The organism is Methylomonas sp. 11b (assembly GCF_000515215.1).
Classification (GTDB): domain Bacteria; phylum Pseudomonadota; class Gammaproteobacteria; order Methylococcales; family Methylomonadaceae; genus Methylomonas.
The window spans coordinates 4,250,066-4,264,380 of record NZ_KI911557.1 but is presented as its reverse complement, the minus strand read 5'-3'; the positions used below and the strand labels follow the sequence as shown (position 1 = coordinate 4,264,380).

The window sequence follows — 14,315 nt, the reverse complement described above, 5'->3', positions numbered from 1 at the left end:
ACCGTCAGCTTAGAGTTGAGTAAGTGCCATTAAGAGATTTTGAGCGAGTGTCTCCTGATGGCCGAACTTGCTCTGACAGGCCAAAATGTTTAGGATTAAATAACCCATTGCTTTGGGTTATTTAATCCTCGATTTACTCATTGAAAAAATCAAGCGCTTACCGTCTCCATCATCTGCGGGTTGTTAGTTTTTCGCCTTTAATACTCGTATCGTTTTTGCACACTCATGCAACTGGGGCGGAATTCTTCGAATGTCTACATGCTGATGTTTTAAAGTGTTTAGTTGATGTATCGCATCACTTGTTTTCCCCCATTGGTGACTTAAATCCCACCAAGGTGCAATGGATAAGGCGTTTTCAACTCCACCAATATACATTTGACCTGCACGGAAACATTGGCCAAGTATCGTAGCAAATTGATCATTTCGAATCGACTCTGCAACGCAAAATACAATCAATGACCTTAGGAAAAAGACGTTATCGCCACGAGCCTGACATTTGGCCAAGTCTTGAATAGCACTATTCAGTGATCCAGCACTAACTTTGGCGGCCCTGAAGGTCGAAGCATAACGTTCCATGTTAGCGGTGGCTACTTCGTTGATATAAAAATCCTTCTCGTTTACCTCAAGTTGGAGTGGCGGCGTCCCCGTGTTTTCCCCTGCAGAAAGTAAAATTCTGAATAATTGCGACGACTTCTTGCAAATACGATAGAAGGTGTTATCGAATCGGATAAGTCCCGTTTCATCGGAATGCGCGTTTCGGATCTGTGCAATTTGATCGGCCCACTGGAAGCCCACCTTTAAATGATGCATTTTGGCCTCGAATTTGGAATGTAAGGCGGTCTACTGCTCGATTTAACCTAAGTCTAGCTAAGATTCTCGGTGTCTGCTTTAGGTGCAATGGGTATTTGTGTCTAGCACAAATGAACTAGCAAACAAACCCTGATAGCCCTGGAACCTGAGCCTAGTTTAGTCGTTCCTATAGTCGTCTCTGCGTTGGTATTACTGTTGCTGCGATTGTTGCTGAGGTCAATATCTAAACTACCAAATGCAAGTCCATGCGTATGTGCGCCAATGATGTGCCAATGCTCATCAATACATCGCAATGCTGGGCGGCTGCTTCGGCAGCGTGCCAGCTGTCTAAGGGCAACGATTCGCTATGGATAGAGCTGGCCCCGAAAAATTGAACAGCCGGTTAAGTGAAAATCCCTGCTACTTTTGAACGTCCGTAAGGACAAAACAATGGAGCAGAAGATGTCCAAAAAACCGAGAAGAAAACATTCGCCGGCCTTCAAGGCCAAAGTCGCCTTGGCCGCTTTGACGGGTGATAAAACCCTGGCGCAGTTGACCCAGGAGTTTGAGATTCATCAAAACCAGATTGTCGACTGGAAGAAACAGCTGACCGAACGGGCTGCCGAGGTGTTTGGGAAACCCGCGGAGCCCGAATCACCGCCAGTCGACCTGCTAGCCCTGCATGCGAAAATCGGCCAACTGACCTTGGAAAACGATTTTTTAGGGAACGCGCTCACCAAGGCGGGATTGCTGAGCGCAAAACGATGATAGACCGTGAATCCAAACTGTCGATTGGCCAGCAAGCGCACCTGTTGGGGATCAGTCGAGGTAGCGTTTTACCTACATGCGTACGATTCCGTCGGCCAAGCCAGAGCCTCGATTCTGGATTATTTCGAGTGGTATAACCACAAGCGACCCCATTCCAGCTTGAACCGAAAAAAGCCTCATCAGGCCTATACCGATTTGCTGCCACCGGTCAAAATGGCAGCCTAACCAACAGCAGGGATTTCACTTTAATTTTGGGAATTGCTGTTTAAAGGTTTGGGGCCACCTCTGAACTGAACCAAAAGCCCTACGAGGCCTTGCTGAGAAAATACGGCGGCAACCAAAACAGTTGCTGGCCGATTTGATCGAGCTGATCCAGGAACGCTGCGGCAGCAGCCGCAACAAGGCCTTGTTCCTGAACGCCAACAAATCCGTGGCTTTGCAGGGCATCAAACTGCACTTGTTCTACACCGGCGACAGCGTGATTCATGACAATGCCTTGTTCGAGCAGAACATTTTTTCGGTGGTGCAGGAATTGCCCTACAAATACCGCTGTCAGGACCAACTGTTCTATTCCTTCCGGCCGGATTTGGCCTTCTTCGTTAACGGTATTTATCTGGGCTACAGCGAGCTGAAATCCAACTACACCAACCAGAACGCCAGCAAGAATGGCCGTGGCAAGGTCATCAAGGATTATTTCGAGGCGGTGAAAGCCTATTACACGTATGTGGACGCCAACGCCATGCTCAGCGAGAAGGACAAGGAAGCCGTCCGCCGCGATTTTCTGAAAGTGTTTGAAAAAGCCATTCACATCAGCACCACCGATATTAAAGACACCTACGTGATTCGCAATATCTCGGACTTTTTCGACGACATTCTGGAAACCTGCCGCCAGGGCAAGTTTGACCGCGAAGAGGCCGAAAAACGGGTGATGAAGGTGTTCAAGCCTTATCCCTTGGTTAATCCCGATGTCGACAAAAAGGACAAATTCAAGGAGCTGTTTACCGCCCATTACGGCAAGCCGTTCATCGAGAAGGAAATCCTGTATTACAACTTCATCGAGCGCGATGTGTATGTCTACGACAAGATCATGATTGTGGTGGATCGCTTGCAATTGCGCAGCCAGCTCGATGCCTTGATGCTGAATATGAACATCGACACCTAAGTGGCAGTAATGAGCATAATACGCATTCGGATAAAATTTATCGCGCAGAAAATTTACGCTGGACTCCGCCGATATTGCATTTTGAACTCGAGCGACATGGAGCTACAGCCAATGGTTCTAGCAGAGCCGATGTTCACCACTGGGAAATCGATATAGATGAAGGCACTGCTCAAATCGTGAAGGTCGGACGTCGACAGCTTACAAAAATGGCACCTAGAATGGATGTCAAAGCAAAAGCAACGGAGATTGCTAATGCTATCTTAAATGGTCTCGAACATCCGTCGCTCAACTGGGATAACAATCAAGAGAGTGTCGTTCTAACGATTAGTAAAATTATTCCGGAAACAGTAGCCCAGACGACACAGTCTAGGAGAAAACGTTTTAAAGATAGCCTTGATTCGATATTATTTGAACAAGGCTGGGTGCGTAAAGATCATGGGAATAAGTTAGGCTAGCTTTCGTTGTCTTCGTCACTTTCGAAACTTTTCTCGATCAACGTTTCGCCATCTTGTTTGTCCTGTTTGATAGTGACCTTAGGTTGCTTTTTGGAAGGAGCTTCAAACTTACGAAGATTGAGACGTTCAAGTTGCGCTAGAAAATACGAGTCGTAATGCCAATTCGGTTTTGCTGAAATTGGCTCTGGTTTAGTGTCGGTGATGTCGCTCATATTGCTTTTCGTTAATTTCTATCAAGTACCGCGAGAAAACTCGCTGCATTGATAATGGGGGTAACACCAACTCGCTGCATTGAAAGCAAATCCCGCTTATCTCCAGTAACAAGAAAGTCAGCTTTGCATTCCAAAGCAATAGCTAATATCGGATTGTCGTCAGGGTCTTTGCATAGATCGACTGCTGGGAGCGATTGGTAAACGAAAGCATTAAGCTTGATTCCGTTTATCATCTGCCCCGCTTCAGCAGGGTTGATAAATTTTTTGAGTTTTGGATAGCGACTGACACGACGAAACTCTTCAAGTTGCCATTCGGATGTCACTAGTTCAAACCGCTTCTTTTTCCAAGCTCTGTAGATTTTATCCGGCGGGGTTTCGGTAGTGATAAGCGCAGCAATCAAGATGCCAGTGTCTAATACGACTCGCATTCAGATCAGTGAGCAGCAAGAGCTTCGTCGATAGAAGAGAGAATCTCGTTCTGATCAAATTGTTTGTTGCGACTTTTCACCTTTTCCGTCACTAGGTCTGCTAAATGCAACTGGACAGCTTCATCAACAAAGTTGGAAATATCCCCTTTTTTCATCCCTGTTCCAGCAAGATAGGTTCTTAGCGCAATATCAGTAGATTCAGGAACGACAACTGACCATCGGACTCTGTTCATTGTAAGCACCTCATGTTTAGTTTAGAGCAACAAGCTGATTATATGCGTTTATGTGTTTATACGCACAATGCTTTTGAATTGCAGCATCACAGTTCTTAGCGCTTTAAGCACTCAAGAGGTCCAAGGCCATTCAGACTTCGATAGCATAGGTTTGTGAAAAATGATCTTTTTAGAGGTTGCTGACTTCAACGATAGCATAACAATGACTTGCGTAACGCCAACACTCATCTGCTTCAACATGTAATAGTGGTGAGTAATGGACGTAATACCGCCATTGGAACGAACTGATCGATAAACCGCAATGAGTCGGTTTTGCTCCTTGAATTCTGACAGAGCAAGTTCGGCCAATTGCGGACTGCTGGTTTTCTCTCGTCAGTGACCGGACTTGAATGAATAGCTGCCTGACAGTAGTTATAAGCGCCTAGCAAAAACTTTGGATGCATTGCTTTCCGCCTAGCCTTCCTGCTATCGACAATTAGGAGCAAAAGACACCTATCGATTTGTTGCTAAGCGCTTAAGTGCTTCATTGCAAGCTAGCCTTGACCATTTACTCGATTAGTTCTAGGTCATGTTTTTCAAGTGAATCGTATTTTGTTGTTTTACTAATGAAATAAAATGAAAAATGCTAGTACTATAAAAGCCACGAAATAGAGATAAATTTTATAGTCTTCATTATATGTGTTTAGGGCTGCGACAGGGATTTCTATTGAACCTATGTCGCATATAACTGGATGGTCTGTTATTATGTCAATAAAATCATCCCATTGATAAATTGTTTTTTGATCAATATTATTACAATGCGGTAACGTTAAACCTGTAACGTATTTTGATTCATCATAATAAATAACTAATGCATAGCCGTGATGTTCTGGTAACAGCAAAAACCTAACGACTCCATCTACATTTGTTTCTTGGCAATTAAGTGATTTTGAGATGCTGGTGGCTGTTTTTCCTTTGAAAATCCCTTGTAGCTTCCATGAAGTTTCGTCTCCTCCAGTTGGAGTTGAAATTGCGTGTCCAATGTAGCCCTCTGAATCTTTTAATAAATGAATCCAGAAGCCGTTAAATATTGGATTTTCGATTTTTCTCGACTGTATATTATAAGGAAGCTCTATTATTTTTAAAGATTCACAAAGGCTTATCGCGTTTTGTGGTAAAGCGTCGTTAAATGGCAGTGTTATTAGGGATTTATTTAATAAATTAGAAATTGTTTTAACTGAATTATCTGGCAAATCATCGAATTTAAGCATAAATCTAAGCCCCTTCTAATTCCGCCCATGAGTAAATCCAAGATCCGTATCCCCACGCAGACTTTAGTGCTGAATAAGGTATCCACCCATCAGAGTAATTTGGCCTGCTATCTATTACATAAATACCTATATCATCCTGAGTATTTTGAATGTGAACCCCACTTAACAGCAACATGTGCCCCGCCCCATTATTATACTGAATCATCGCAATAATGGGGCGATTGTAGTCATACAACTCTCGATATATCTCGTTTGGAGATAATGGGCGTGGAATAAGTCTACTCGATATATTTACTAACTTATACACACCAGATAGAAAATCTATTTGGCAGGGTAGATTGCAATTGCTAGGATTCAAGCATGCGTCACCACTGAAAGAAGGGGCGAGGAACTTTTTTATATATATATTTGCTACAGTACACTGATCAACTTTCTTTTTCAGTAGATATTCAGCTACCATTGCACCACAGGCTGCCCAGCACCATTGGCTTTGCGTCTGTTCTATGCTATTAATCGCCAAAAGCTTAATGATTGGGACTTGTTCGAGTGAGTTTGACATAGCGTGGGCCTGAGTACTCATATATATTTCCTAACGCTTCACTCGCATGCTGCCGGTTTCGGAGTTTGGCTGCAAATTTCCTGTTTTGCCTTTAACATTTCAGCATTTTTTGAAAGAAGACTAGTTTGAGCTTCGATTAATGTTTTCTGTGCGTTTAGTATGGCCGTTTGATCTTCTAGCGGGCGCTTCTCTTCATTTAATGCACTGTTAAGATTTTGGGTTCTTATGGTTAGCAATTCTGCCGGCACGGCTAACGCTTTTTGCGAAAGGGTCAATGGTATGGTTGAAAAACCTAAAAGTTGACTTCCTTTCTCCCAGCCATCTTCTTTCAATGAGCCTTCGTTAAAAGCTACTGTATATTGTTTTTTTGTAAACGCTGATCGCGATAGATCTAATGCGAAAATGGGAGATTCATTTGGTAAATAGACAATTGAAGAAGTTATTGATTCTTTTGTGGGGTTTAGGAATTTTTGTTGATTACGCAAATCTGGATTAGAAATAATCGTTAGTTTGTACGGCAGTTTTTGGCGATAAAATATTCCGTCATATTTCAAAGGGTTTTCTGTTAAGTCCTTGCTGGGATCAGTTCTTTCTCCTATTGACCATCCGGCTTTTTCGAACTTAATAACTAAACCAACATCCTCTAACGACTTATTGATATTATCTAATTCATCTTTTTTTATTGGATTAATAGTTTCATCGATCTTAAAAACTAATTCTTCGGCACCGGCTCCGCCAGCCATGGCCGCTAACTTAATAGCGTTTTTTGCTGTTTCTGCTAAATTAGAAATTATCTCTGGGCTTTTATCTTCAACTGTAAACGATACTGAGTTCAAGAGCCCCTTATCGCTTAAAGAGACCTTTATGTTGTCATTAAAAAACCAGTTATCTTTATAAGATAAAAGATAGGTTAAATTCGGGTCTGCCTCAATGCTGGTCTGAGTAGTTATATTCATTGTGCCACTAGAGAATAACTCAACTGTAACACGCAGTCTTCCTGTAGGAAGAAAATAATCTCTTGAATTTTCATTTGTGTCTGATAATTGAATCGTCCCCGATTCTAACCTTGAGAGCTTTGATTCTAAAACAGTGCATGATTGAAGTAGAAGGGAAATTGTAGATAACGTAAATAAGGTTTTTGACGCTTTTTTAATTTGTGTTTTCATATATTGTTATCCTGTTTTTCCGTTGAGAATTGTCGGCACTATCTTTATTGCCCGTAAAACTAGAGTCAGATCTTTCAAGCAAACAGAACTTGCGTAACCTGTTACTGTTTTTCATTTGATTAGCTGAAAATTGAAAGAATTAATCTATTTACTTCGTAATTTTGCTAAAGCCGGAAGCCCATTATTAACGCCTGAGATATTATGTGTCAACTATGCCTATCCGTAGATCTGGCAACGAAATTATGCCGATTACTCGCCTTACCCTGCCTATATTCTGTCCACAACCCTATCATAGCTGTTCTAAAAATCCAGTAGTTGTCAGATCTAGTTTAAAGTTCTACAAATTAATTATCACAAAACATGGATTTCGTGCAAAATACGCTCTGCATTCGGAATATAGAGATAAAGCTTATCTATGGCTTCAGTTCGGCTTATCGAGTTTGATGCATCAAGCAATTCTTTTGATGCCCAACAATTAATTTCGCATGTTGTTTTTTTATGTGAACCATTAACTGAATGTATTTCTTCAATTTTGGATAATGCATCTGGAGGCAGTTCGTTAGATAGTCTTATTAGGTATGGCCAAACATCATCATAAACAAACGTTATTTTTCCTTTTAACAAGGTACATACTAGAATCCTGTCCCACTCTCTAAGCGTCTGCAAAGAATTATAGATTATTGATGATTTAGGTAACGACCACCAACTTCCTTTGTAATCAAATCCAACAATAAAACCAACCACAGAGGGAAGACCTATTCTAGCCGACTCTAAAACAATCTTTTCTTGCTTGACAAATTCTTTTAAAATATCAGATGATGTTTCATAGGTAATAGTATTCATCTGCTTTGTTTTAATAGATTGTTATCCGTAAGCGATTCCAAGAAGGACACTATATCTGTAATTTCCTGATCTGTAAGAAATAAGGGCCTTATACCTGGCGCAATATTTGGATTCGGTATTCCGCCGTCGTTGTAGAATTCGACAACCTTTCTTAGAGTAGGCAGACTTCCGTCATGCATATATGGCGAAGTTAATGCTACATTTCTCAATATGGGAGTTTTGAATGCACCCCAATCTTCTTTTGCTCTTGTAGTCCAATATCTGCCAGTGTCAGACATTTTTCCGTTTTTATAACCAACACCCAAGTTGTGAAACCTATGATCAGTAAAGAGCGCTAAAGCCCCGCCCAAAGAATTTACCGTTGGGTGAAAAATATCATGACAAGTAATACAGCTTGCCTTGCCGATAAAAAGTTCGTAGCCTCTCATTGCTGATTGGCTAAGTGCTGATATGTCTCCTTTAAATAAAAATTCATCAAAAGGAGAGTTAGCCGAAATTAACGATCTTTGATAGCAAGCGAGTGCTTGGGCAATACCTATTTTATCAACGGCTCGTCCAAAAGTAGCCTCAAATAATCCATTATAATCTGATTGTGACTGGATAATAGTTATCGCTTCATCAATTTCAATATCCATGTCACCAGATTTAGAAAATGGAGTTTGTATTTGATCTTCCAACGTTCGAAAACGTCCATCCCAAGTTACTGTTGCAAGATATCCAGCATTTAATACTGATGGCGCATTCCTTTCTAGCCTTAAACCATTGGCATTGAAACTTATTGACCTTTTTTCAGAAAAGCCATGCTCTGGGTTGTGACACGTTGCACAGCTCATTCTTGAAGTGGATGACAACCTAGTATCAAAGAATAATTTTTTACCTAAATCTAGCTTTTCCTGGGTTAAGGTATTTGTATCAGGTATATCAGGCTCAATTAACCCTTTTGGAATATCTAAAGTTATTTCATTCGCAATAGCTCTATCGATAGACTCAATAGCACATATAAGTACACAACATTGAAAAAGCCGAAAAATAAACCTAGTTATATTCATACAATGTTATCTCGTATTTATTTCAATTGTGGTTAAATTGAGCATTTTATCTACATCTGAATCTAGTCGTTTTATTGTATTAGGAGTTACCTTCGAGAAATCTAATTTGATATTTTCTATTCGCCTTAAATCTGAAACAACCTCAGCAAATCTTTCCGGTCCAATATTTAATGCTCTAAGACGATTTGGATCTACACCAGCCTCATTCTCTTTAGTAAAATCCAAGTTTTCAAGCTGGATACCTTTTTTCTTTAGGACTTTTAATTTTGTTTGAATTTCTTTAAGTTGGTCAATCTCAAAAATCGGATTTTTCTGTGTCCGAGGGAAAATATAGGCATTTTCCAGCAATTTATTTGCTCCAGGAGGTGCGATGAAAGAAGTTGCATCAGAAGGAATAATTGTCGCAGCATTTCCGGCTGTATCAAGAGCTGTAAATCGAAGCTGAACTTTTGTATCCCTTCGAAATGGGCCTATCACAGTTTCAAATAACGTCGGGCGCACAAAGTTTCCAACTTTATAATTATGAGCCTTTCTTGCCCAAGTTTTCCCGCCATCAACTGAAAACTCTGTTGAAACTCCAGTTGCTTCAAGTATGCCCGAACCCTCGTCGGAAACCAGTGCTTGAATAGCAAGAGTACCATCCTCTAAAGAAATAAGCCTATAATCGGTTACAACAGGTGGTTTGGTATCATGTATTTGGAACCATTCATTCTGCATAAAAATCTGGTTACTATCTACATCGACTAAGCTTAACCTAGCTTCAAGAAAGTCGCCTTCTTTTAGTTCCATTGGCGCGCGCATTGTCAACGCTCCCTTCAAAGATTGGCCAGGCTCAAGAGTAATAGTTTGTTCGTTTTCAGGGATACCTTCAATTTTCCAATCCTTAGGGTAAGGCGTATGTTCGAACATCCACTTAACATGCTTAGTAGTGTCACTATGGTTTTTAAATTCGTAGTTATAACTATTCAGTTCCCCCGGGTTTACACGAAAAGGAATATTCCATGATTTAACTTTGACATTATCTAAAGGGTTGCTGTCAATTTTTCCAACTGTCTCTACTGTCGCGCGTATATGGTAACGAATTCGACTAATATCAAATCTATCAATTAGTGCATTGAGAACCCATTCCGCTCTCATTCGTAAAATTTTACCTTCTTTTCCACCTCTATCGCGAGCTGGCACTCTAATAACTTTTAACTCCTCAGGAGGCTCTAAATGCAGAAGCTGCTTTCCTGTTGCATCTAACACATCAACATAGACCTTCCCTTCTCCAGGTTCATCACCGCTATTAATTACTCTTACTTCTACCTCTTCAACCTGATTCGCATTTCGCCAAGCTATTGATACACCTGGCCGACTACCGACCCGGATTGCATCACTTAGTAATATCCTGGTTCCATCATCAGCGGGTTCTTCATTTTGAGACCACGCATTTGGTCTTTTGTAAGTCTCATCATCCGCAATACCTAAATCAACATCTGCGAAAGAGTTATTAGGGTGTATTGAGAGGATAAAGCAAATTATGCCCAAAAATTTATATTGCATATTATTAACCTCTAATAAACTAACGATTAGCCTTAATTATTCGTGAGAATAGATTTTATTGAAAAAAATTCAAAGGATTTATAGCATATAAATTGATTGTTGCAATAAACCACACAGTATCCATGGATTTATCTTTCGCAATTTTGATAACCTCAGTCCAAACAGAGAACTAGCAGGTTGGTGAAATACCATATCTTGGCCACTAATGTAGCTGAAAGAAGGCTTTATTTAGCAGGCAGTTGAAATTTAAAATTATTTTCTACTTTGGGCGGTTAAAACACAGTTTTTGCAAAGTTGATACGTATTAGCATCTATAAGATTAGCGATTGTCTCTGAAAGAGTCTTATTCAAGCGTTGTTGCAACTCAAGCAAACGATCTGCGTGTTTTGCATCTAAATCAGCTTGAATGTGCATAACAAACTCTAAAATCGTTTCAGCGCAATATTATGCGAAATTCTATCAAGTCGCTCTGTTCTGATGCCCACTGAGCAAAGCTAAATTGTCACGCCTAAGTAACACAATTGCATTCTGTAACATAGAAGTCATTGATAAGCGACAACAAAGCGATTCTGTTGCTCGGATTCGCTAGTGATCAAGGCTAGCTAACATTATCGTTGCGTCACAGTAGTCTTATTTTGTAAACATTATAAGACCACTATTATGTCGCCATAGAATGCTCCCTTGACGCGTCTTGGTTTATGTCTTATTTTATGGTCGTAGTAAGTTTAAAGACTTATGAGACATATAAGTGAGTAAGAATCATGGCTAAAATTGGATATGCAAGAGTTTCATCAACTGGACAGTGATTAGAAGTCCAGCTTACAAACAGTACTTGAAAATCTTAAAAATGATGATGGACGTTTAGAGCGCATTTTACGCGAGGAATTATCTGGGAATCGCCGCGAAATAAGTGACGCATTAAAACAAAATCGCGATGAATTAAATGCTTCTATTGATAGACAAAATAATGTCTTACAGACCCAAACAGAGCAATCAAGAAAAACCTTAGAAGATAAATTGAGTGCTTTTCAGAATGAATATATCAAGCAATCTGAACGCCTGCGCCAATTAGTTGATGAAAAACTAACTTTAGTTCAACAGGATGCAAGGCAAGGTCGTGAGGAAATGGCAAATAGTCTTAATCTATTTGGCGTAAATCAGAAGGAACAAGTCGAGGGACTTGGTAATTTACTTAAAAATCAGATTGAAACATTTACAAGTCAGTTGGGCTTGCAATTATCGGCATTCACTCAAAATAATGAACAAGGTCTGACTAAAATTGGGAAGATCTTAGATGAACGTTTAATTTCTGCTCAACAGGATGCTCGTCAAGGTAGGACAGAGCAAGCCGAAAGTTTGAAAAACTTTGGCGAATTATTAACAGGTCAGTTACACCAATTAACTCAACGCAACACCCAAAGTTTAGAAACCTTGCGGGAGACAGTAGAAACAAAGCTTTCAAGCATTCAAGTTGATAACAATCAAAAACTTGAGCAAATGCGCCAGACTGTTGATGAAAAATTACATAATACGCTCGAACAAAGATTAGGAGAATCATTTAAGCAAGTCAGCGATAGGCTAGAACAAGTACATAATGGATTAGGAGAAATGCGTACCTTGGCTTCAGGCGTTGGTGATCTTAAAAAAGTGCTAACCAATGTTAAAGTGCGTGGCACATGGGGCGAGGTCCAATTAGATACCTTATTGGATCAGATTCTCAGTGCTGACCAATATGCTAAAAATGTTAGTACACGTCCAAACAGTTCAGAGCGGGTCGAATTCGCCATTAAATTACCTGGTCGAGATATGACCGATGATGTTGTATGGTTACCAATCGATGCAAAGTTTCCACTGGAAGATTACCAAAGGCTTGTTGAGGCTCATGAATTAGCAGATCTAGTAGCCATGGAAGAAGCGTCCAAAGCTCTTGAGATTCGTATAAAGGCAGAAGCAAAAACCATTCGCGATAAATACTTGGAGCCGCCTCATACAACTGATTTCGGTTTATTATTTTTACCAATAGAAGGTCTATACGCTGAAGTTATACGCCGCCCAGGACTATCTGATTTCTTACAGCGTGAATATCGCGTTACGGTCATGGTTTCCTCCTTGTCAGGATCGGTAGTTTCCTACCTCAGGGCCGTTTACACAAAAATTCTTACACCCTCAACAAAAGAGCAGTTGAAAGAGTTGGTCGAGGCCACCCCATTGTGGGAACCCAAGCCCGTCACTGAACTCAGTGAGATTGAGTTGGCCATTAAGGCAAAAATTGAAGAGTTAAATCGTAAATATGCTACAGCGATGGTTAGAGGCAAATATGTAATCCTCGAACCGGACCGGATGGATCCTTCATTACAATGTTCCTCTGTGGAAATTATTCATCCAAGTTCGCTGACTAGTAAATTTGCCCACGATAAAATCACTGTCGGCTACAAAGCGGACAATAAGCCTATTGTGAAGAATGCCGTCAGTGTTTGGTTAGAAAGCCCGGATCGTCGCAATTATGAAGGTATCGTATTTGACCCTGGAGTCGATCATGGGAGCCAATATTTTAACTATTGGCGTGGCTTTTCTCTAAAACCCAAAGAGGGGAAAATTGATCTCTATTTACAACACATTCACGAAGTTATTGCCGATGGAGACACTGCGGTCTACGACCACATTATTGCGTTAATGGCCGATGCAGTTCAATTAAGGCCGAGACCGGGTGTGGCTTTGGCTATTATTGGGCAGCAAGGTGTTGGAAAGGGGGTTTTTGTCAATAATTTTGGCCGGCTATTTGGTGCACATTATTTACACATCTCCCAAAATAGCCACCTTATCGGGAAGTTTAATCGGCATCTTGCTGAAGGAATGATTGTGTTTGTCGATGAGGCATTTTGGGCTGGCGATAAGGCCGCTGAAGGTGTCTTGAAAGCATTGATTACCGAAGACCGTATGATGGTTGAGGCAAAGGGGGTAGATGCTATCCAGATAAAAAATCACACCCGTATCTTTATGGCATCGAATAATGATTGGATTGTCCCGGCAGGTCTTGAGGAACGTCGTTTCTTTGTGGTGAAGGCTTCCGAAAAATATATTGGAAACCAGGATTACTTTGGACGGTTGCAACAACAGATGGATCGTGGAGGTCATGCAGCTCTATTGCTTTACCTGCAACAATTTGAGTTGGATGGGATTAATTTATCTGCATTTCCTCGCACGGAAGCACTTGCTAGTCAAAAGGTGCTCAGCATGGGATTAGTTGAAAAGTTCTACTACCATTTACTCAAGGAGGGTATCTTATTTAGATCAAATGGTGATTTTGATCTCGAAAAAAGTCAAACGCCATGGGGCCAGGGTGAAGTTTCAACGAGTATTATATACACTGCCTTTTTGGACTATATCAAATCTGACCCTCGCAAGTGGTTTTCAGGGCCTGAAGGTTTTGGAATAGAGATAAAGAGGTTGGTACCGACCATCGAAAAAAAACGAATCAAGGGCCAAGCATGTTACATTTTCCCTTCGTTAAAGGAATGCCGTGATTCATTTGACCAACGTACAAAGCAAGATTGGGGTTGGCCTGAGGATTAACTAGAACGGCTAGAACGATGCAACCCATGCTCAGTTGCATGGGTTGCATGGGTTGCATGGGTTTTCTGGGGACTTTTCAATCAGAAAACGTAAAAAAAAACATTTGCTGAGTGGTTAGGGCAAAGGTTCGCTTCTAGCTTCTAGCTTCTAGCTTTTTAAAATTTAATTTATACCTATACAACCCATGCAACCCATGCAACCCATGCAAACAATGTAGCAATATAGACATTACCAGAGAGAATCAAATTTCTTAAAGCCAAGAACTAAAAAGCCTGAGCACCGA

At 40.8% G+C, this 14,315-nt stretch carries 15 protein-coding genes and 1 pseudogene; 5 read left to right on the top strand and 11 right to left on the bottom strand.

The genetic code is table 11. From position 1 onward, the window contains the following. Positions 1-183 precede the first annotated feature (183 nt). Positions 184-810, bottom strand: coding sequence for a hypothetical protein (locus METH11B_RS0120555; RefSeq protein WP_026603634.1), 627 nt, complete (start codon positions 808-810; stop codon positions 184-186). A gap of 441 nt (positions 811-1,251) precedes the next feature. Here METH11B_RS0120555 and METH11B_RS0120550 point away from each other — a divergent pair. From METH11B_RS0120550 to METH11B_RS0120535, 4 genes and pseudogenes are all read left to right on the top strand, one after another. Continuing rightward, a pseudogene (locus METH11B_RS0120550) lies at positions 1,252-1,625 on the top strand (transposase); the annotation flags it as partial. Next, positions 1,564-1,782 carry an integrase core domain-containing protein gene (locus METH11B_RS0120545; RefSeq protein ID WP_155931158.1) on the top strand — a complete coding sequence of 73 codons (219 nt, stop codon included), beginning with the start codon at positions 1,564-1,566 and terminating at the stop codon, positions 1,780-1,782. The pseudogene METH11B_RS0120550 and the gene METH11B_RS0120545, both read left to right, overlap by 62 nt. Before the next feature lie 121 nt (positions 1,783-1,903). Beyond that, complete coding sequence (locus tag METH11B_RS0120540) at positions 1,904-2,719, top strand: type I restriction endonuclease (RefSeq protein WP_026603632.1); 816 nt, start codon at positions 1,904-1,906, stop codon at positions 2,717-2,719. A gap of 74 nt (positions 2,720-2,793) precedes the next feature. Continuing rightward, the gene (locus METH11B_RS0120535) at positions 2,794-3,174 is read left to right on the top strand and encodes a hypothetical protein (RefSeq protein WP_026603631.1); all 381 of its coding nucleotides are present in this window, start codon (positions 2,794-2,796) and stop codon (positions 3,172-3,174) included. On the opposite strand, the gene METH11B_RS0120530 is transcribed toward METH11B_RS0120535, so the two are convergent. The 10 genes from METH11B_RS0120530 to METH11B_RS29260 all read right to left on the bottom strand — a co-directional run bounded on the left by METH11B_RS0120530 (position 3,171) and on the right by METH11B_RS29260 (position 10,873). Further along, positions 3,171-3,386, bottom strand: a complete 216-nt coding sequence (locus METH11B_RS0120530) for a hypothetical protein (protein ID WP_026603630.1) — start codon at positions 3,384-3,386, stop codon at positions 3,171-3,173. The genes METH11B_RS0120535 and METH11B_RS0120530 overlap by 4 nt on opposite strands. 11 nt (positions 3,387-3,397) lie before the next feature. Continuing rightward, on the bottom strand, positions 3,398-3,814 hold the full coding sequence (locus METH11B_RS0120525; RefSeq protein WP_026603629.1) for a putative toxin-antitoxin system toxin component, PIN family: 417 nt from the start codon (positions 3,812-3,814) through the stop codon (positions 3,398-3,400). A 5-nt stretch (positions 3,815-3,819) separates the two neighbouring features. Next, on the bottom strand, positions 3,820-4,047 hold the full coding sequence (locus tag METH11B_RS27125) for a ribbon-helix-helix domain-containing protein (RefSeq protein WP_036276278.1): 228 nt from the start codon (positions 4,045-4,047) through the stop codon (positions 3,820-3,822). Between the two features lie 602 nt (positions 4,048-4,649). After that, positions 4,650-5,297, bottom strand: a complete 648-nt coding sequence (locus tag METH11B_RS0120515; protein ID WP_026603628.1) for a hypothetical protein — start codon at positions 5,295-5,297, stop codon at positions 4,650-4,652. Between the two features lie 4 nt (positions 5,298-5,301). Continuing rightward, positions 5,302-5,877: a papain-like cysteine protease family protein gene (locus METH11B_RS0120510; protein ID WP_026603627.1), complete on the bottom strand. Its 576-nt coding sequence runs from the start codon at positions 5,875-5,877 to the stop codon at positions 5,302-5,304. Positions 5,878-5,894: 17 nt separating this feature from the next. Further along, positions 5,895-7,022 carry a hypothetical protein gene (locus METH11B_RS0120505; RefSeq protein ID WP_155931157.1) on the bottom strand — a complete coding sequence of 376 codons (1,128 nt, stop codon included), beginning with the start codon at positions 7,020-7,022 and terminating at the stop codon, positions 5,895-5,897. 351 nt (positions 7,023-7,373) lie between these two features. After that, positions 7,374-7,865 (bottom strand): hypothetical protein, encoded by a 492-nt coding sequence (locus METH11B_RS0120500; protein ID WP_026603625.1) that lies wholly within the window; start codon positions 7,863-7,865, stop codon positions 7,374-7,376. Further along, on the bottom strand, positions 7,862-8,914 hold the full coding sequence (locus METH11B_RS28830; protein ID WP_081733850.1) for a cytochrome-c peroxidase: 1,053 nt from the start codon (positions 8,912-8,914) through the stop codon (positions 7,862-7,864). The genes METH11B_RS0120500 and METH11B_RS28830 overlap by 4 nt, the downstream gene beginning before the upstream one ends. A 6-nt stretch (positions 8,915-8,920) precedes the next feature. After that, entirely contained in the window at positions 8,921-10,459 is a 1,539-nt protein-coding gene (locus METH11B_RS0120490) for a hypothetical protein (protein ID WP_026603623.1), read from the bottom strand. A 252-nt stretch (positions 10,460-10,711) separates the two neighbouring features. Next, positions 10,712-10,873 (bottom strand): hypothetical protein, encoded by a 162-nt coding sequence (locus METH11B_RS29260; RefSeq protein WP_155931156.1) that lies wholly within the window; start codon positions 10,871-10,873, stop codon positions 10,712-10,714. A gap of 603 nt (positions 10,874-11,476) precedes the next feature. On the opposite strand from METH11B_RS29260, the gene rmuC reads away from it, so the two are divergent. Continuing rightward, complete coding sequence (gene rmuC / locus METH11B_RS28015) at positions 11,477-14,032, top strand: DNA recombination protein RmuC (RefSeq protein ID WP_026603622.1); 2,556 nt, start codon at positions 11,477-11,479, stop codon at positions 14,030-14,032. Positions 14,033-14,315 lie beyond the last annotated feature (283 nt).

Bases quoted from the DNA above. Each gene is read 5' to 3' on its own strand.
- METH11B_RS0120555 (WP_026603634.1), bottom strand. From the start codon at position 810: ATGCATCATTTAAAGGTGGGCTTCCAGTGGGCCGATCAAATTGCACAG.
- METH11B_RS0120530 (WP_026603630.1), bottom strand. From the start codon at position 3,386: ATGAGCGACATCACCGACACTAAACCAGAGCCAATTTCAGCAAAACCG.
- METH11B_RS0120525 (WP_026603629.1), bottom strand. From the start codon at position 3,814: ATGCGAGTCGTATTAGACACTGGCATCTTGATTGCTGCGCTTATCACT.
- METH11B_RS27125 (WP_036276278.1), bottom strand. From the start codon at position 4,047: ATGAACAGAGTCCGATGGTCAGTTGTCGTTCCTGAATCTACTGATATT.
- METH11B_RS0120515 (WP_026603628.1), bottom strand. From the start codon at position 5,297: ATGCTTAAATTCGATGATTTGCCAGATAATTCAGTTAAAACAATTTCT.
- METH11B_RS0120510 (WP_026603627.1), bottom strand. From the start codon at position 5,877: ATGAGTACTCAGGCCCACGCTATGTCAAACTCACTCGAACAAGTCCCA.
- METH11B_RS0120505 (WP_155931157.1), bottom strand. From the start codon at position 7,022: ATGAAAACACAAATTAAAAAAGCGTCAAAAACCTTATTTACGTTATCT.
- METH11B_RS0120500 (WP_026603625.1), bottom strand. From the start codon at position 7,865: ATGAATACTATTACCTATGAAACATCATCTGATATTTTAAAAGAATTT.
- METH11B_RS28830 (WP_081733850.1), bottom strand. From the start codon at position 8,914: ATGAATATAACTAGGTTTATTTTTCGGCTTTTTCAATGTTGTGTACTT.
- METH11B_RS0120490 (WP_026603623.1), bottom strand. From the start codon at position 10,459: ATGCAATATAAATTTTTGGGCATAATTTGCTTTATCCTCTCAATACAC.
- METH11B_RS29260 (WP_155931156.1), bottom strand. From the start codon at position 10,873: ATGCACATTCAAGCTGATTTAGATGCAAAACACGCAGATCGTTTGCTT.